This window comes from Microbacterium sp. Y355, assembly GCF_059445345.1.
Genome location: NZ_JCAIUD010000001.1, coordinates 1,909,549 through 1,925,428, shown reverse-complemented (window position 1 = coordinate 1,925,428; position 15,880 = coordinate 1,909,549). Strand labels below are relative to the sequence as shown.

General features: G+C 64.3%; 17 protein-coding genes and 1 tRNA gene. 14 read left to right on the top strand and 4 right to left on the bottom strand.

Translation table 11 applies throughout. The features are described 5' to 3' along the window. Nucleotides 1–40 precede the first annotated feature (40 nt). The 6 genes from AC1C2O_RS09310 (at nt 41) to AC1C2O_RS09285 (ending at nt 4,656) form a co-directional block, all read left to right on the top strand. Nucleotides 41–1,336, top strand: coding sequence for a cysteine desulfurase (locus AC1C2O_RS09310; protein WP_495430151.1), 1,296 nt, complete (start codon nt 41–43; stop codon nt 1,334–1,336). Continuing rightward, nucleotides 1,333–1,776, top strand: a complete 444-nt coding sequence (gene sufU, locus AC1C2O_RS09305; RefSeq protein ID WP_495430150.1) for a Fe-S cluster assembly sulfur transfer protein SufU — start codon at nt 1,333–1,335, stop codon at nt 1,774–1,776. The genes AC1C2O_RS09310 and sufU overlap by 4 nt, the downstream gene beginning before the upstream one ends. Nucleotides 1,777–1,875: 99 nt before the next feature. Further along, entirely contained in the window at nt 1,876–2,748 is an 873-nt protein-coding gene (locus AC1C2O_RS09300; RefSeq protein WP_495430149.1) for a sulfurtransferase, read from the top strand. Nucleotides 2,749–2,830: 82 nt separating this feature from the next. Then, entirely contained in the window at nt 2,831–3,499 is a 669-nt protein-coding gene (locus tag AC1C2O_RS09295) for a GntR family transcriptional regulator (RefSeq protein WP_495430148.1), read from the top strand. Nucleotides 3,500–3,541: 42 nt separating this feature from the next. Beyond that, nucleotides 3,542–3,787 carry a hypothetical protein gene (locus AC1C2O_RS09290; protein WP_495430147.1) on the top strand — a complete coding sequence of 82 codons (246 nt, stop codon included), beginning with the start codon at nt 3,542–3,544 and terminating at the stop codon, nt 3,785–3,787. A 26-nt stretch (nt 3,788–3,813) separates the two neighbouring features. Beyond that, a complete protein-coding gene (locus tag AC1C2O_RS09285; RefSeq protein ID WP_495430146.1) occupies nt 3,814–4,656 on the top strand; it encodes a hypothetical protein in 843 nt (280 codons plus the stop codon). Between the two features lie 6 nt (nt 4,657–4,662). Here the strand turns inward: AC1C2O_RS09285 and AC1C2O_RS09280 are convergent, their stop codons facing one another. Next, entirely contained in the window at nt 4,663–5,499 is an 837-nt protein-coding gene (locus AC1C2O_RS09280) for an SDR family NAD(P)-dependent oxidoreductase (RefSeq protein ID WP_495430145.1), read from the bottom strand. A gap of 127 nt (nt 5,500–5,626) precedes the next feature. Here AC1C2O_RS09280 and AC1C2O_RS09275 point away from each other — a divergent pair, with 127 nt between their 5' ends. After that, entirely contained in the window at nt 5,627–6,187 is a 561-nt protein-coding gene (locus AC1C2O_RS09275; RefSeq protein WP_495430144.1) for an asparagine synthase, read from the top strand. Between the two features lie 36 nt (nt 6,188–6,223). On the opposite strand, the gene AC1C2O_RS09270 is transcribed toward AC1C2O_RS09275, so the two are convergent. After that, nucleotides 6,224–7,306, bottom strand: coding sequence for a LacI family DNA-binding transcriptional regulator (locus AC1C2O_RS09270; protein WP_495430143.1), 1,083 nt, complete (start codon nt 7,304–7,306; stop codon nt 6,224–6,226). A gap of 170 nt (nt 7,307–7,476) precedes the next feature. On the opposite strand from AC1C2O_RS09270, the gene AC1C2O_RS09265 reads away from it, so the two are divergent. The 6 genes from AC1C2O_RS09265 to AC1C2O_RS09240 all read left to right on the top strand — a co-directional run bounded on the left by AC1C2O_RS09265 (nt 7,477) and on the right by AC1C2O_RS09240 (nt 13,260). Then, nucleotides 7,477–8,634: an extracellular solute-binding protein gene (locus AC1C2O_RS09265; protein ID WP_495430142.1), complete on the top strand. Its 1,158-nt coding sequence runs from the start codon at nt 7,477–7,479 to the stop codon at nt 8,632–8,634. Nucleotides 8,635–8,647: 13 nt separating this feature from the next. Beyond that, the gene (locus AC1C2O_RS09260) at nt 8,648–9,607 is read left to right on the top strand and encodes an ABC transporter permease (RefSeq protein WP_495430141.1); all 960 of its coding nucleotides are present in this window, start codon (nt 8,648–8,650) and stop codon (nt 9,605–9,607) included. Then, on the top strand, nt 9,607–10,461 hold the full coding sequence (locus AC1C2O_RS09255) for an ABC transporter permease (protein WP_495430140.1): 855 nt from the start codon (nt 9,607–9,609) through the stop codon (nt 10,459–10,461). The genes AC1C2O_RS09260 and AC1C2O_RS09255 overlap by 1 nt, the downstream gene beginning before the upstream one ends. 7 nt (nt 10,462–10,468) lie before the next feature. Then, complete coding sequence (locus tag AC1C2O_RS09250; protein ID WP_495430139.1) at nt 10,469–11,536, top strand: ABC transporter ATP-binding protein; 1,068 nt, start codon at nt 10,469–10,471, stop codon at nt 11,534–11,536. Further along, nucleotides 11,533–13,092 carry an inositol monophosphatase family protein gene (locus AC1C2O_RS09245; RefSeq protein WP_495430138.1) on the top strand — a complete coding sequence of 520 codons (1,560 nt, stop codon included), beginning with the start codon at nt 11,533–11,535 and terminating at the stop codon, nt 13,090–13,092. The genes AC1C2O_RS09250 and AC1C2O_RS09245 overlap by 4 nt, the downstream gene beginning before the upstream one ends. A gap of 95 nt (nt 13,093–13,187) precedes the next feature. Continuing rightward, nucleotides 13,188–13,260 (top strand) — tRNA-Arg (locus AC1C2O_RS09240). A gap of 612 nt (nt 13,261–13,872) precedes the next feature. Here AC1C2O_RS09240 and AC1C2O_RS09235 read toward each other — a convergent pair. Continuing rightward, nucleotides 13,873–14,502: a Fic family protein gene (locus AC1C2O_RS09235; protein WP_495430137.1), complete on the bottom strand. Its 630-nt coding sequence runs from the start codon at nt 14,500–14,502 to the stop codon at nt 13,873–13,875. A gap of 817 nt (nt 14,503–15,319) precedes the next feature. On the opposite strand from AC1C2O_RS09235, the gene AC1C2O_RS09230 reads away from it, so the two are divergent. Beyond that, complete coding sequence (locus AC1C2O_RS09230) at nt 15,320–15,652, top strand: CU044_2847 family protein (protein ID WP_495430136.1); 333 nt, start codon at nt 15,320–15,322, stop codon at nt 15,650–15,652. Here the strand turns inward: AC1C2O_RS09230 and AC1C2O_RS09225 are convergent. Further along, complete coding sequence (locus AC1C2O_RS09225) at nt 15,649–15,867, bottom strand: hypothetical protein (RefSeq protein WP_495430135.1); 219 nt, start codon at nt 15,865–15,867, stop codon at nt 15,649–15,651. The genes AC1C2O_RS09230 and AC1C2O_RS09225 overlap by 4 nt on opposite strands. Nucleotides 15,868–15,880 lie beyond the last annotated feature (13 nt).

The window sequence follows — 15,880 nt, the reverse complement described above, 5'->3', positions numbered from 1 at the left end:
ACCTGGCCCGGGGGGAGCGGCCAGATGAGAAACTTGAAGGATGAGCTCGACCACCCCTGCAGACCTTCCTCTGACGGATGCTGAAATTCTTGGCATCCGCAGAGACTTCCCGATCCTGCAGACCGAGGTGAACGGGCATCCGCTTGTCTATCTCGACTCCGGCGCGACCTCGCAGCGCCCATTGGCCGTCCTCGATGCGGAACGTGAATTCGCCACCACACTGAACTCCGCGGTGCACCGCGGCGCGCATACCCTCGCCGCCGAGGCGACCGAGGCGTTCGAAGACGCGCGCAGCACGCTCGCGCGCTTCATCGGCGCAGACGACGACGAGATCGTATGGACCTCCAACGCCACCGAGGCGATCAATCTCGTCGCGTACTCGCTTTCTAACGCATCCCTCGGCCGTGGGGGTGTGGCAGCTGAGAGGCTTCGGCTGGGTCCCGGCGACGAGATCGTTACCACCGAGATGGAGCACCACGCCAACCTCATCCCGTGGCAAGAACTCGCGGCGCGCACCGGCGCGACGCTGCGCGTGATCCCGATCGATGACGACGGGGCACTTCGTCTCGACGAAGCCCCGATCAACGAGCGCACCAGGCTCGTCGCCGTCACCCACGTCTCCAACGTGCTGGGCGTGATCAACCCGGTCGAGCAGATCATCGCCGCAGCCCACGAGGTCGGCGCCCTTGTGCTGCTCGACGCCTGTCAGTCCGCGCCGCACCTGCCGCTCGACGTCCGCGCGCTCGACGTCGACTTCGCCGTCCTCTCCGGGCACAAGATGCTCGGACCGACCGGCGTCGGCGCCCTGTATGGACGTCGCGAACTGCTCGAAGTGATGCCGCCGTTCCTCACCGGTGGCTCGATGATCACCACCGTGACCACAACCGAGGCCGAGTATCTGCCGCCGCCGCAGCGGTTTGAGGCCGGCACCCAGCGGGTATCGCAGGCGATCGCGCTCGCCGCGGCCATCGACTACCTCACAGCCGTCGGGATGCCGCGGATCGCCGCCCACGAAGAGCATCTCGGTCAGCGCCTCGTCGACGGGCTCTCCGCGATCGATGGGGTGCGCGTGCTCGGCGCGGGCATCGATCTGCCGCGGGTGGGGCTGGCGAGCTTCGACATCCCCGGCATCCACTCGCACGATGTCGGACAGTTCCTCGACGACCGCGGGATCGCCGTTCGGGTCGGGCATCACTGCGCGCAACCGCTGCACCGCCGTCTCGGCGTGACCTCGTCGACCCGCGCCAGCACCTACCTCTACTCGACCGAGGCCGAGGTCGACGCCGTCATTGAGGGCGTCGCCGCGACCATCGAATTCTTCGGAGTGCGCTCATGACTTCCAGCGAATTGCAGAACCTGTACCAGGAGTTGATCCTCGACCACTCCCGCACCCCGCACGGTTTCGGCCTCCGTGAGGAGGTCAAGGCGCAGTCGCATCAACTCAACCCCACCTGTGGCGACGAGATCACACTGCAGGTGCATCCGGCAGCAGACGGCACGATCGAGGCGGTCGCCTGGGAAGGCCACGGCTGTGCGATCTCGCAGGCGTCGGCGTCGCTGTTCGCAGAACTCGTCGAAGGCATGACGGTGCCAGAGATCGAAACGCGCATCAACGCGTTCCGCGAGGCGCTGCGCTCGCGGGGCAAGATCGAGCCCGATGAGGAGTTGCTCGGCGATGCGGCGGCCCTCGGCAGCGTTTCGCGTTACGTCGCAAGGGTGAAGTGCGCGATGCTCGCCTGGGTTGCCGCTGAAGACGCGCTGCGCAAGCTGAACTGAGGCGAAGTATGCGGGACTCTCATGTCCCAGCATGACGCTTCGTTAACGTGCGTGTCATCGGCCAGTGACGGCTGAACGACTGACGCGGATGCTGATGGAATGACTCAACTCGTCAGCGTGGCGCAGCTCCTGCATCTGCAACGCTCCGCAGAGCATCGCACCGGCCCCACCGTGCGGCTGCTCGATGTGCGCTGGCGACTCGATCGGCCGGAGGGCAGGCCAGAGTACGTGCGGGCGCACCTTCCCGGCGCGGCGTACGTGGATTTGGAGCGCGAGCTCGCGCATCGAGGGCAGCCTGAAGATGGGCGGCATCCACTGCCAGAGCAGTCTGACCTTGAGCGCGCAGCCCGCGACTGGGGTCTCGACGACGGCGACATCGTGGTCGGATATGACGACAACCGGAGTGTGCCGGCAGCCCGCCTGTGGTGGCTGCTGCGGCGTTCTGGGGTCGACGCCAGAGTGCTTGATGGTGGCATCCGTGCGTGGGTGGGCGAGGGGCTCCCGGTCGAGGCCGGTGACGTTCGCCCCGCTGTCGGCAATGTCTCGCTCAGTCAGGACCCCATGTCAGACGTGCTGGAGATCCATGAGATCGATGCCTTCATCGAGCACGGGGTGCTGCTGGATGTACGCAGCCCTGAACAGTACAACGGCACGCGTACGGCGAGTACCCCCATTGCGGGCCACATCCCCGGCGCGGTGAATCTGCCCGCAATGGCGACAGTCGGAAGCGATGGCCGTCTGCAGCATCCGGATGCGCTGCGTCGTATTTTCGCCAGCGCCGGTGTGACTGCCGACACCGACGTCGCCGTGTACTGCAGTTCGGGGATCGCAGCGACGCACGCGGCGTTTGCGCTGGAGTATGCGGGAATTCGTGCGCGCGTGTATCCGGGGTCCTGGAGCCAGTGGTCGAACACTCGGGGCAAGCCCGTTGCGGTCGGCATCCTGCCCGCCGGGAGACTGACCACGGTGTGAGTTTTCTCCCAGTCGGTGAAGACCAGAGTGAATGGGATACCAAACCTGGTCAAAACCGCAGATGAATGCGAGAATGCGTCGCATGGGGGAAACATCTGGGGAGCTTGAATCGGCGCGCGTGACGCGCATTTTGCGGGAAGACATCGTATTGGGCAGAAGGATGCCCGGATCGAAGCTCGTTGAACGCGATATCGCCGCCGAACTCAATGTCTCCCGACTGCCGGTGCGCGAGGCGATCCGCGCGCTCGGAGCTGAAGGGATCGTCATCGCCCGCCCTCGCACCTGGGCTGTCGTGCGCGAGTTCACGTTTAACGACATCCAGGACTTCGCCGAGGTGCGCGAGTCCATCGAGGCACTGCTGTTCGTGTACGCGACAGAGCGGCACGACGAGCAGGGCCTCGCGGGTTTGAGGCAACTGTTGGAGCGGGAGGAGCGTGCAGCAAATGCAGGCGACGTGTGTGAGTCTCGCGACCTCGCCGGTGCATTCCACGAGTACATGGCAGTGCTGGCAGGAAATGACATGCTCACTGAGCTGGTCGAGGTCTTCGCCACGCGACTGAAGTGGGTATTCGGTGCGCACCATGATCTGGTGGCAATGGCGGCGGAACACCGGGGGTTGTTTGAGGCGATCGCGTCGCGTGATGTCGAGCTGGTGAAGCTGTTGGTGTCTCGGCATTTGGCTGCGGGGCGAAGGGACGCTGAACAGCGCTTCGCAAAAGCGGCGTCACTGACTGCATCGTCGAACGGCTAGATTTATGAGCGCGGAGGGGGACTCCGATCACTGGGAACATGCATGCGAATTGTCGCACTGACGCTGGGCGGCCTTCTGCTTCTGAGCGGGGCCGTAATTGTCGTACTCGCCGATCAGGAACGTGAAGCGACACTGGAACAGACCAGACAGAGCGTCGTCGTGTTGGAGCAGAGGCTGGAAAGCGCGCGCGAGCTGAACCTGACGCATGCCGAGACGCTGACAACCCTGCGTTCGGCAATTGCTGAGCAGCAGGCGCAGCTGGCCGATTCTGATGGGTTCCTGAAGTGACGTTTCGGCGGGCAGTTGCGATCATCATGAGCCTCATGCTGATCGGCGGAGGGGCCGTGACCGCCAAGGCTCAGGCACTAGACAGTCAGAGGGCAGACCTCATCGCTCAGGCCGGGGGCCTGCAGGCGCAGATCGGCACAACAACCGCTCGAGGCGGTTACATCGAGTCACTCATCGCATATAACGAGGACGAGAAAGCTGATCTGGATGCGGTGCTGGCAGTGCGGCCTGACTTCGTCGCTGAAATCGCAGCGCTTAGTGGTGTGCTGGAGAAGGCCGACGGAAAGCTCGACACGGCTTCGCATCGCGCGGCGGCGATCGCTACACAAGACACGGTGCTCGCCGAGCGTGACGATCCCGCAGTCGTGACGAACGCGGCGGCGACGATCCACGCGCTCGCTGCAAAGGTGAACGACGAACTCGGCACGTGGGAGGCGGCTCAGCGAAACGCTCCAGTCGCCGCGGGGCCGCTGTGGTCGAGTAGTGGACCGGACGGATACGCCAGGGTGCGTGCCGCGCTTGATCGCGTCGGGGGCGGCGGAGTCGGCCTCTACGAGTCAGCATCGTGCGCAGGAGGATCCGCGCCCGCGTGCGCGAACAGTGACGGCTACATCAAGTACCGCGCTGACGTGGCCGGTTGGAGCGATTCTCGCCTCAACTGGGCCATGGCGCACGAGCTCGGCCACATCTACCAGTTTCAGGTGTGGGGATCGCTGAACTCCTCATCGGCCTATCACGCGCTGTTCGGCGGGGATCCTGAGTTCCTCGCGAACTGCATGGCGCTCGTGCGCGGTTACCCGGGATCGGTGGGATGCGACGGCGATCAGCAGGTCTGGGCCTCGGCGATCTGGGTGGGCTCGGTGCGCTGACGGCTGCTAGCTCACCGGCGTCGTCGTATCAGTCGCCTGCCGCAGCGCCCCGCGCATTGCACGCCAGTAGCTGGTCGGGGACAGCCGCACCAGCACGTCGATGAGGCGCGCTTCACGCCCGACCATTGTGCGGACTTTGCGTCGCTCGATGGCACGGATGATGCGTGCCGCAGCATCCGCCGGTTCGGTGTGGTACATCTCCGCCTGGGCTGACGCCGCGCGTGCGGCGACGGCGGGATCGATGGCCGCGGCGTAGCGGCCATGCAGGATGATGCCAGTGCGCACGCCGGCCGGATATACCGCACCGACGCTCACCGTGCTGCCCTCCAACTCGTGCCGCAGAGCTTCGGAGAAGCCGCGCACGGCGAATTTGCTCATCGCATAGGGGATGCGTCCGGCGGGGGCCGCGAGCGCGTAGACGCTGGCGAGGTGGGTGATGTGTGCTGCGGGCGCCGCGTGCAGCGCAGGCAGTAGCGCTTTCGTGATCGAGACCGTGCCCCACAGGTTCACGTCGACGAGCCAGCGCATCTCCTCCATGGTGAGCTGCTCGAGGCTGCCGAGCATCGAGGAGCCGGCACATGTGATGAGGGCGTTGATCTGCGGATGCGCGGCGATGATGGCTGTGGCGGACTCGGACACGGCGTCGTCATCACGTAGGTCGACGATATGAGTCGTGACTGTGCCTGGCAGCTCGGAGGCCAAGGAGGCCAGAGCCGCGGCGTTGTGGTCGAGCAGAGCGAGATGTGCGCCGGCATGGGAAAGCTGGCGTGCGATCTCCGCGCCCATGCCGCTGGCGGCGCCGGTGATCACGGTGGTGTGTCCGGCCAGGGTGAGCTGTCGCATCCAATCCTCCTCCTGGCGCATCAGATATGCGCCGTTCGCGTCGTTGCAGGCGGGGAGAACCTGTTGTCTTCTATTCTGGCTGACACTGAGGTCGGTGGGTAACGGTACGATTTGAAAGGAGGTTGTGGTGGGACGAACTGCGGATGCTATCGCCGAGGGCGTCGCCATTGCCACGGCCGCGGCCCGACTGGCGGTGAAGAACCAGATCCTCGTCGGCACGATCGCCAAGGGCGGAGTGTTCGACGCCGCCCAGTACCTCGAAGTCGCGCGCGAAGCGCTGAATGCGATGGCGACGGAAGCCGAGCAGGCAGCCGAGATGGTGACCACACTGCGACGGCGTGCGCGGGGCCGGCACTCCGATCCGTCGGGTACTCACGACTACCGTGACCGTGATGTGCGCAACCTCCGCCGCCGCGCCAAGCAGTCGGCTGGCGTCGCCGCTCGGCTGAGGGCGATGTCGGAAGACCCCGAGAAGTTGGGCGCGCTCGTGGAGGATGCGCGGGAGGCCGCCTGGGGTGAAGTGCGAGGCAATCTCGATCGTCGACTGCACGTTGAGGGCATGCGTCCAGACCAAGATCCCGAGTACGAGGTCATGCGCGAGGCGCGGATGCAGGCGCTTCGCCTCGTAGATCTGCAGGCGCTGTCGTCGGAACAGCGTGCAAAGCGCAAGCGCGAAGCGACGGGTTGACGCAGCTGACGGACGGCGCCCGCGTTGCACTGCGCGTCAAGATCGCGGTCGTGCGGCGGTCGAACCCTCGATCAGTTCGACGGGAAGCATCACGTTGTCGGGGGTCTCTCCCCGCAATCGGGCTGTAACGATTTCACCGGCTCGACGACCGCGTTCGTGCAGCGGCTGCCGCACTGTGGTGAGTGGCCGGTCCAACCACGGCAGTGCGACGCCGTCGAACCCGGTCACGGTGAGGTCCTCCGGCACTCGAAGCCCACGCTCTCTCGCGGCCGTGAGCGCGCCGGAGGCGAGCACATCGTTCTGCGCGAGGAGCGCGGTGGGCGCGGTGGCGGAATCCAGCAGAACATGAGCCGCCGCGGCGCCGGCGGCAGAGTCACGGCCTCCGGCCTCGACTCTGATCGCACCCGGGAACACACTCTGCACGGCTTCGAGACGGCCACGGATGGTGCGGTTCGCGATTGTATCGAGCCGTGCGCCGATCGGTTCGACGCCCCCGGGCGGATGACGTCCGTCCAGCTGTGTCGTGCGCATGAGAACTCCCACCCGCCGGTGCCCGAGCAGGGCGACGTGCTCGGCCATTGCCCGCATGCCGCCGCGGTCATCGACTTCCACCGTGGTGATGTCAGCTGCGTGCGGTCCTTCGATGCCGACGATCGGAACGCCTCTGGCCCTGACGAGGGGAAGCAGATCGTCGAATTCCTCACCTCGAGTGGCGAAGACGAACGCGTCGACCGGAAGAGTGCGGAGCGGCTCGGGGCGTCCGGACTTGCTCGCTCTGCCCGCCAGGAGCAATTGACCGTATCCGCCGTCGTCGAGCACCTCCGACAGTCCGTCCATCGTCGCCACAGTGACGGGGCTCTGGAATGCGTACCGAACCCGTTCGGCGATGACGATTCCCACGATGCCGCTGCGCCCACTACGTAGGGAGCTCGCAACGGGGTGTGGGCCCCCGTATCCGAGGTCGTCCGCCACCGAGAGGATGCGCTCGCGGGTGCGCGGGATGACGCGTTCCGGATCGCGGAACGCGAGCGAAGCGGTTGATGTGGAGACGCCTGCGCGTTCGGCGACATCAGCGATCGTGATGCGGCCATTGCGCCCACGCCCGGTCGTCATGCTCATCTGGTTCCTCCTGGTTTTCTACATTAGCGACCGAAATCGCAACGTTGCGATTGTTCTCTCCCACTCCGCTGACTCATAACCGGACGTTCATCGGCCGGACACGATAGGCCGGTTCCATCGAAACGGTGCGATGACCGTCGCGCACTCTGACTGATTGAAGGGTCTTCATCGTGATCAAGAAGCGAGTCCTCGCTGTGACGCTCGGCGCCGTCACCGCAGCGGGTCTGCTCAGCGCCTGCGCTCCCGTGGCATCCTCCGGCTCGGCAGCCGATGCGTCTTCCGAGGGCGGGACCGGCATCACGGTCTTCATCTCGGGCGACACGAATGTGCAGGATCTTTGGGAGAAGGGCATCATCCCGGCCTACGAGGAGCTTCACCCGGACGTCACGGTGACGACGACGATCGATCTCCATGGCGAACACGATCAGCAGACCGTTGCGAAACTGGTGACTGCCACTGAGGCGGGCGATGACCCCGGCTTCGACCTGGTGGATGGCGGCTTCGTCGCATCCAGCGCGGCAGAGGCGGGGACGCTTCTTGAGGTCGATGAGGACGTGATCTCCGGCCTCGCCGACGTCCCCGAAGACACTGTCACCGCAGGCAAGGGCTTCGGCATCCCGTACCGCGCCTCCTCTGTGCTGCTCGCCTACGACAGCGCCAAGGTCGACGCGCCGCCGCAGACCCTCAATGATCTGTTGGAGTGGATCGCGCAGAACCCAGGTCAGTTCGCCTACAACTCCCCGTCCACCGGTGGCTCGGGCGGTGCGTTCGTGACGACGGTGCTCGACAGCTTCCTCTCGCAGGAAGACCAGGATGCCCTCCGTATCGGTTACGAGAAGGACCTCGAGGCTGGCTGGGATGCCGGTTTCGACAAGCTCAAGGAACTCGGCCCGGCGATGTACCAAGGTGGCGTTTACCCGAACGGGAACTCGCAGGTGCTCGAGCTGCTCGGCAGCGGCGAGATCAGCATCGCCCCGGTGTGGAGCGACCAGTTCATTACCTCCGTCGAGAGCGGCCTCATTCCTGAGACCGTCGCCTACACGCAGATCAGCGACCCCACCTTCACCGGCAACGCCTCGTACCTGGGCATCCCGCGCACGAGCGACAACACCGAGGGCGCCAGCGATCTGGCGAACTTCGTGCTGAGCCCCGATGGACAGCAGATCATCGCAGAGCAGATCTCCGGCTATCCGGTCATCGACCTGAGCCTGATGTCTACCGACCTAGCCGCGAAGTTCGAGGATGCAGATCCTTCAGCACTGCGCCCCGGCTACTACAGCGAGGTCAACAACGACATGTCGAATCTCTGGGACCAACTGGTTCCCTGAGGAACTCCCACTCATGACCGCAACAGTGATGGGGGCGCGCGCCGAGACGAGCGCGCGCCCCGCAGCCACCCCCGCGCAGCGCCTCGAACGACGTCACGCCGGCATCGGCCTCTCGATGGCGTTGCCACCCGTGCTGCTGCTTGCCCTCTTCGTCGGCCTCCCTGTGCTGCTGTCCATCGGATTCAGCTTCGGGATGACGGGCGGACTGAACAGCACGGCCGCAGCCATCGGGCAGGACGTGCACACGGCCGACGGATTCATCACGCTGGAGGCATATAGGCAGCTTTTCGCCGACCCGCGGTTCGGGCGCGACCTCGTCGCGACGGTGCTGGTGACGGTGTGCTCGACCGTGTGCACGCTGGGCATCGCCGTGGGGATCGCCGTGATTCTTCGCCTCAAGGGTGGCTGGCTCGGGTCGCTGCTGTCTGGTCTGGGCGTCATCCCGCTGTTCATCCCTGTCGTGATCGCGTCATGGGCGATTCTCACGTTCTACTCCGGTGACGGCTTCCTGCGCAGCGTCTTCGCTCAGTTCGGCCTTGAGGGACCGATCTTCGGGTTCACAGTCACCGGCGTGATCATCGCCTCGATCTGGGTGAATCTGCCGTTCGCGCTGCTCATGGCCGCCTCCGGGATGCAGGGAGTGCCGGATGCTCTCATCGATGCGGCACGTGACGCCGGGGCATCCACCGCGACAATCATTGCGCGCGTCCTGGTCCCGATGGCTGGCATCCCGCTCGTGATCGCCGCCACGTTTACCGCGATCGGCGTCCTCGGCCAGTTCACCGTGCCGTACTTCACCGGTCCGAACGCCCCGCAGCAATTGGGAGTCGATATCAGCAAATACTTCCAGTCGTTCAACCAACCCCAGCAGGCGGCCGCGATCGCCGTGGTCGTCTTCGTGATCGCATCCGGAATCGCCGCACTGTACGTATGGGCAAACTTCCGAGGTGCCAAGCAGGAGGGGCGCATCTGATGTACGCCACCGTCACCGCAGCCACCGCCAGAGCGACCGCCACCGCCGGACGGATCGGCTCCCGCGTCTTCACCACGGTGCTGATTGTTCTCATCGCGCTCTTCGTGCTGGGTCCGCTCGTCTGGCTCGGTATGCACGCGTTCGCGACGAGTTGGACGTATCCGAACCTGCTTCCGGACGGACTCACCCTCGATTGGTGGGGTGTTGTCTTCGCCGAGGCAGAGCTGTTCTCCGCGATGCAGAACACACTGTTCTTCGCACCGATCACCGTGCTGGTCTCGGCGGCCGTGTGTCTGCCCGCCGCCTACGCGTTCTCGCGTTTCAACTTCCCTGGTCGCCGGGTCTTTCTCATCGGGTTGTTCGCGACGAATGCCTTCCCAAAGATGGGCCTGTTCGTTGCGATGGCCACGGTCTTCTACGGGCTGAACCTCATGGAGACGGCGCTCGGGATCGTCATCGTGCACGTGATCGGGACCGTGGTGTTCATGACGTGGATTCCCGCCGCTGCGTTCTCCGCGGTACCGCGCTCGCTCGAAGAGGCCGCCAGAGACAGCGGAGCGGGGCGGATCCGTGTGTTCCTTTCCGTCACGCTGCCGCTCGCTCTGCCCGGCATCCTCGTCGCCGCGGTGATGTCTTTCCTCGCATCCTTCGACGAAGCGCAGGGCACCTACCTCGTCGGGGCGCCGTCGTACATGACCATGCCCACCGAGATGTACTCGCTCGTCTTGAACTATCCCAAGCAGGTTGCCGCGGTCTTCGCGATCCTGCTGTCTATCCCTTCCGTCATCCTTCTGCTGCTGACTCGCAAATACATCATGGGCGGTCAGCTCGCCGAAGGCTTCCAGATCCGTTAGGACCATCGTGAGCGTTCTCTCCTCCGTCTCTCCTGCCACCGTCTCTCCTGCCGCAAACTCTCCGTCGACCGACGCCGGGCTCCGCTTGGTCGGGCTCACCAAGAAGCTCGGCGGCCGCACTATCGTCGATGACCTGCGCCTCGACATCGCCGATGGTGAGATGCTCTCGTTGCTAGGACCGTCCGGGTGCGGAAAGACGACGACACTGCGCATGATCGCCGGCTTCCTCTCGCCGGATGAGGGGCGCATTGAGGTCGCAGGAACCGACGTGACGGACCTCGGGCCTGAGCGACGACCGAGCGCGATGGTGTTCCAGAACTACGCACTCTGGCCGCATATGACTGTCGCTAAGAACGTCGCCTTCCCGCTGAAGGTTGCGCGCGTTCCGCGGCGCGAGATTGCCGAGCGCGTCGCCGAGGTGCTCGATCTCGTGGGCCTCGCGCACCACGCCGACAGCAAGCCAGCGCGTATATCCGGGGGAGAGCAGCAGCGAGCGTCGCTCGCGCGAGCCCTCGTGCAGCGCCCGAAGCTGCTGTTGCTGGACGAGCCGCTTTCCAACCTCGACGCGAAACTTCGTGTTCGCGTTCGCGAGGAGATCCGGGATATTCAGCAGCGACTGGGCATCACGACCGTGCTTGTTACGCATGACCAAGAGGAGGCGCTGGCGATCTCCGACCGCGTCGCCGTCATGAACGGCGGGCGCATCGAGCAGGTGTCGACGCCAGCCGAGTTGTACCGGCATCCGGCCACGGAGTTCGTCTCGGAGTTCATCGGCACTGGCAATCGCCTGACGGCACTGGACTTCGGGGACGGAGAGCCTGGAGCGCACTGGATGGTGCGCCCTGAGGACATCCGGCTGGAGTCTGGGGGCTTCCCAGGGCATGTCGCTCGGGTGTTGCCGCACGGACACTTCACCGAGGTCGTCGTAGAGGTGCGCGGTACGACGCTTCGCGCCTTCGTCTCCGGGGATGCCCCGGCCGTCGGTGAGATGGTCGGCATCCGCATCGCTCGCGGGTTGCGCTATCGCGACGGCCGACTAGAGGTATCAACAACAGCAGAGACGGTGGCAGCATGATCCGCACACTGGGCGAGACGAACAAGAACGCAGCGCGCATCGTCGCGCATCGTGGCCTGCACGCGGAGCGGGTAGGTGGTGCGCGGGAGAACACGCTCAAAGCCATCAGCGATGCGCTCGCCGCAGGCGTGACTTGGATCGAGATCGACGTCCGGCTCACTCGCGATGGGGAGGTGGTTTTGCTGCACGACCCGACGCTCGAGCGGCTGTGGGGAGACCCGCGGGCAGTGTCGGATGTCGATCTGGAGACGCTGCGCGGCGTCGGGTTCGCTGAGCGGCGCATCCCGCTGTTGTCGGAGGCACTCGAGGTGATGAACGGTTCGAATGCGACGATCCTGATCGACATGGATGAGTCGGCGCCTGCGGTTGCTGCGGCGTCGGTGGTGCGGGCGACGTCATCCGACGTGCGCACTGCATGGTGTGGCGATCTCGACGCGATGACGCGAGTGCGGGCCGAACTGCCGGATGCGGCGATCTGGATGCCGTGGTCGGAGGCGGAGCCGCCCGACGAGGCTGATCTGGCCCTGCTACGTCCGAGCATCGTCAACATGCAGCACCTCGCGGTCAGCGCACCCGTCGTCGAGGCCGTGCACAAGTTGGGTATCGAGGTCGCGGTGTGGACAATCGACGATGCGGCGCAGGCCGCGCACATGGCCGGGTTAGGTGTGGATTCGATCACCTCGAACGATCCGGTCATGGTGCGAAATGCAGTCGTGGCGCGAGACGCGGATGACACCGCCCGCCAGCTGGCCGTGGTGACGGAACTGGCCGCGCACGCGGCGGAGCTGACCGTACAGGCGCGGCGGCGAGGTGTCGGTGAAGTGCAGACGAAGACCGGTCCGGCAGACCACGTAACTGAGACGGATCGTTCAATTGAGCGCCATGTGCGTACCGCGCTGCGTGCGCAATTCCCCGAGCACGACATCGTTGGGGAGGAATACGGCGGATCGGCGGACGGTGCTCGTCCGTGCTGGTACGTCGATCCGATCGATGGCACGGCGAATCTCGCGAACGGAGTGCCGTGGACCAGTTTCTCCCTCGCTCTAGTCGAAAATGGCCGGCCGGTCGTCGCGGCGGTGCTCGACCCGGTCGGTGACGCGGAGCACGGGGTGAGCAAGCCGCTCCCCGTTGTCGCAGCGGTCGGACGAGGTACGTGGCGTGCTGGCGTTCGCATTCGCACGGCTCCGTCTGAACTTGGTGACCCATTGGCCGGATCGATCGTGACGACCGAGCTGGATGGTGCGATCGCCTGGCCAGGGATGCACGCGCTGATCGACGGCCTCGGTGCCCGGCACTGCACCGTGCGTATTCCCGGTTCCGGCACGGCGACGCTGTCTGGAGTCGCGCTCGGGCGGGGCGTTGGTGCGGTCGTGCACCGCTACAGCCCCATCGATCACGCCGCCGCACTCCTCGTGGTGACGGAGGCCGGCGGTGCGGTGATCGGAGATGACGGTCAGCCGACCACTGGCCCCGCTTCTGGGCCGGTGTTCACCGCAGTCGACGAGCGTGCAGCGGTCGCGCTCTGGGAGCAGTGGCGTACAGCATCCGGTCGGTGAGTCGGTCGCTGGCGGGCTGCGCCTCGGTTTCGCGTTGGAGTGCTTCGCCATGTATGCTTACTGAGGCCCGTTCCACTGGAACAGGCCGAAAAAATGCGCCCGTAGCTCAATGGATAGAGCATCTGACTACGGATCAGAAGGTTAGGGGTTCGAGTCCCTTCGGGCGCACAGAATATTGAGAAGAATGAACGAAAAAGGGCCGGTCATCGGCCCTTTTTTGTTTCTGTGGAGTCTTCTGATCGCGTCGGATGCGAATTAGAGGAGCCTGAAGTCGCCGCTACCCGTGCGTCCGCGTGATTCCGCGGAAACGGGACGTGTGGGGTCTCGTCGCTCCTGGTGAATCAGAAAGTTTTGTGTGCACCACATGTGTGCACCTATGTGTGCACCTCGACCGCAGCCAGGGTTGTCCGCCGCGCCTGCATCTCGCCCGCTGTTGATCACGCCGAGATTGCCCCTGCCGAGGGAACGAGTCTCTACGCAATGCCAGTGGCAACATTTGAGCGCGAAACGGCCCGATAGTGGTGGCGTTGCCACCTGCTGACGCCGGTCGAATCCGAGGTCATCATGACACGACCGTCGCACTGGCGGCGTGACTAGAACTGTCACTTATTCGTGCAGCAGTCCCGTTCGTCTCTGTGAGAGCAATTTCCATAGTCCTCTGTGTCGGGTTTGACTCGACGCTACAAGCACCCATTGACATCCAGTGCCACCGACCTAGCTGTTCTCCGTGCTCTCCCAAGGCTCGGGCTTATCGAGCGTCGTTCCTGCGGAGTCGGGTACTCAGCTCACTTCGGTGATGGGAATGAAGGCGGCGAGATCGGACGAGTTTCTGGTGAGGTCGTATGTTCGCAGCAGGTCAATGTACGCCCGCTTGTCTACTCCCCAGTCGTAGGCCAGCAGGGTTTCGGATGAGTCTTGTGCTGCAAAGTACACGAGGTTCGCGAGAAGGCGTGTCGATCTGCCGTTGCCGTCAACGAAGGGGTGGATACGCACCGTTTCCGCATGGACGGCGATGCCGAGTTCGCGGCTAGTCCAGTCGCTTGTATGCTCCCAGCGGTACCCGATGTTGTTGAGCGACTGCCGCAGCTCGATTGGGATGTGAATGGGGTCGATTCCCACGCTCTTCTCGGTAAGTCGATACCGGCCGGCCCATGTCCAAATATCGCTGTAGAGCATGCTGTGAAGGTTGCGAAGGAATGTGTCGGTCAGCAGCTCGGCAAGGCCGAGTCGTCCATCGAGTACATCCGTGAACAACGTGATGCTGGCCTCGTCGCTGATCGCTTGTTCAGCGTCGAATACGTCCGCCCGGGAGGGAACGTCGCCGAGAAGCTCGCGTGCTACGGGTGTTAGCGCATCGGCCTCGTCAGGGTCGAGTGGAGTTTCTCCGTAGCCGGAGTCGGTCGCTGTCACTGAGAGTGGCGTGCGGCGAGGAATCGCTCGACTTTGACCGTACGCACGTGACCGGCAGGCACAGTCCGGCGCTCCAACGCGGCGGAGGAACGAGTGGAACGTTCGACCGTGCGGCGGAGGGCGTTAGGGCTGACATAGTTTCGCATGTCTTACTCACCTCGGATCCATCACTCGATGGAAGCAATTCTATGCGCTCCCACTCAACGTCGTCTATGGACTCGTTCCTCAACGGTGGTGATGTCCCGGTACGACTCCAGCGATCGATCAAGAGGAAGCGTTCGACTTCGTGCGTACTTGCGCTCCCTGTGCGTCGGCAAGATTCGTGCAGGAGCGAAAACTGCCACTCGGGGAGGTAAGCGCGATCGAGACTCGTGCCCACATTTTGCGTCAAATCGAGCAAGAACGAATCCCGCTGAAGCGGGACTAGACCGGGCCTCCCAAAGGTGTAATCCGCGTGAATCCGGGCTTCTGCGTGGACTGAGACGAGGCGGGCCTCCGAAATCTGGGGTTCAAATCCCTCCGTCTCCGCCATGAAAACTCTTGATCAGAGGGTACTTCCTTGCGGCGGAGATTGTACTTGTTGCATGCTTCTAGCGGCAGGCGACGAAACACGGTGAACGACTTCGCAGAGCGGCATCGTGCACCCTGGTGTGCCCCAATGCCCTCTGTGTGGTTCGTGGGCGCAGCCGATACTGTGAGCGGAAGCCGCGAGGTGCTTCACTGAAGTGAGCGCATGGGGTCGAGCCGTTTCTGGTGGGTGCGCGATTCAGGCATACTGAACATGCCGCGTGCGCACAGGCAGATCTAGGGAGACGGTATGGCTCGGGTGATACTCGACGAGCAGGGTAAGCCGTGGTTCGCGGTGGAAGTCGAACCGACCGAGACCAGCCCCTTGCGGGGAGTGGCCGACACTGCGGAGAATGTCGCCCGCAGCCTCGCCGACGTCGGGGATGTGATCGCCAAGGCGAGCCGCGACGTCCTCGAATCCATGCAAGCGGGCCTCGGCGCCCTCGCCCCTGACGAAATCGAACTGGAGTTCGGTGTGTCGTTGTCTGGGGAAGTGGGTATCCCAATGGTCACAAAGGCCTCAGGACAGGCCACGTTCACCGTCCGCGTCTGCTGGAAGCCTGACGCCTCTTCTGGTAACTAAATCAGCTCGTAACGATGTTGACTTACCAAGATAATCGCTTGGTTTGGTTTTTCAAGGTATTTCGTTGGTAACCTTTGGACATGAGAGATCGACGGCTGGGAGAGACGGAACAGGCTCTCGTCGATGTTGCTCGTGTCGCGCTGACGGGTGATGCGGATGGTGTGCGGCATCTGAGTCGTCGTCTGGCGCGTCGTCCCCCGGGCGACGCTGCGCATCCGGACGCGTTGA

What these genes read in the sequence shown, in the direction of transcription:
- AC1C2O_RS09310 (WP_495430151.1), top strand. Translation starts at nt 41, where the DNA reads ATGAGCTCGACCACCCCTGCAGACCTTCCTCTGACGGATGCTGAAATT.
- sufU (WP_495430150.1), top strand. Translation starts at nt 1,333, where the DNA reads ATGACTTCCAGCGAATTGCAGAACCTGTACCAGGAGTTGATCCTCGAC.
- AC1C2O_RS09300 (WP_495430149.1), top strand. Translation starts at nt 1,876, where the DNA reads ATGACTCAACTCGTCAGCGTGGCGCAGCTCCTGCATCTGCAACGCTCC.
- AC1C2O_RS09295 (WP_495430148.1), top strand. Translation starts at nt 2,831, where the DNA reads ATGGGGGAAACATCTGGGGAGCTTGAATCGGCGCGCGTGACGCGCATT.
- AC1C2O_RS09290 (WP_495430147.1), top strand. Translation starts at nt 3,542, where the DNA reads ATGCGAATTGTCGCACTGACGCTGGGCGGCCTTCTGCTTCTGAGCGGG.
- AC1C2O_RS09285 (WP_495430146.1), top strand. Translation starts at nt 3,814, where the DNA reads ATGAGCCTCATGCTGATCGGCGGAGGGGCCGTGACCGCCAAGGCTCAG.
- AC1C2O_RS09280 (WP_495430145.1), bottom strand. Translation starts at nt 5,499, where the DNA reads ATGCGACAGCTCACCCTGGCCGGACACACCACCGTGATCACCGGCGCC.
- AC1C2O_RS09270 (WP_495430143.1), bottom strand. Translation starts at nt 7,306, where the DNA reads ATGAGCATGACGACCGGGCGTGGGCGCAATGGCCGCATCACGATCGCT.
- AC1C2O_RS09260 (WP_495430141.1), top strand. Translation starts at nt 8,648, where the DNA reads ATGACCGCAACAGTGATGGGGGCGCGCGCCGAGACGAGCGCGCGCCCC.
- AC1C2O_RS09255 (WP_495430140.1), top strand. Translation starts at nt 9,607, where the DNA reads ATGTACGCCACCGTCACCGCAGCCACCGCCAGAGCGACCGCCACCGCC.
- AC1C2O_RS09245 (WP_495430138.1), top strand. Translation starts at nt 11,533, where the DNA reads ATGATCCGCACACTGGGCGAGACGAACAAGAACGCAGCGCGCATCGTC.
- AC1C2O_RS09230 (WP_495430136.1), top strand. Translation starts at nt 15,320, where the DNA reads ATGGCTCGGGTGATACTCGACGAGCAGGGTAAGCCGTGGTTCGCGGTG.
- AC1C2O_RS09225 (WP_495430135.1), bottom strand. Translation starts at nt 15,867, where the DNA reads ATGCGCAGCGTCGCCCGGGGGACGACGCGCCAGACGACGACTCAGATG.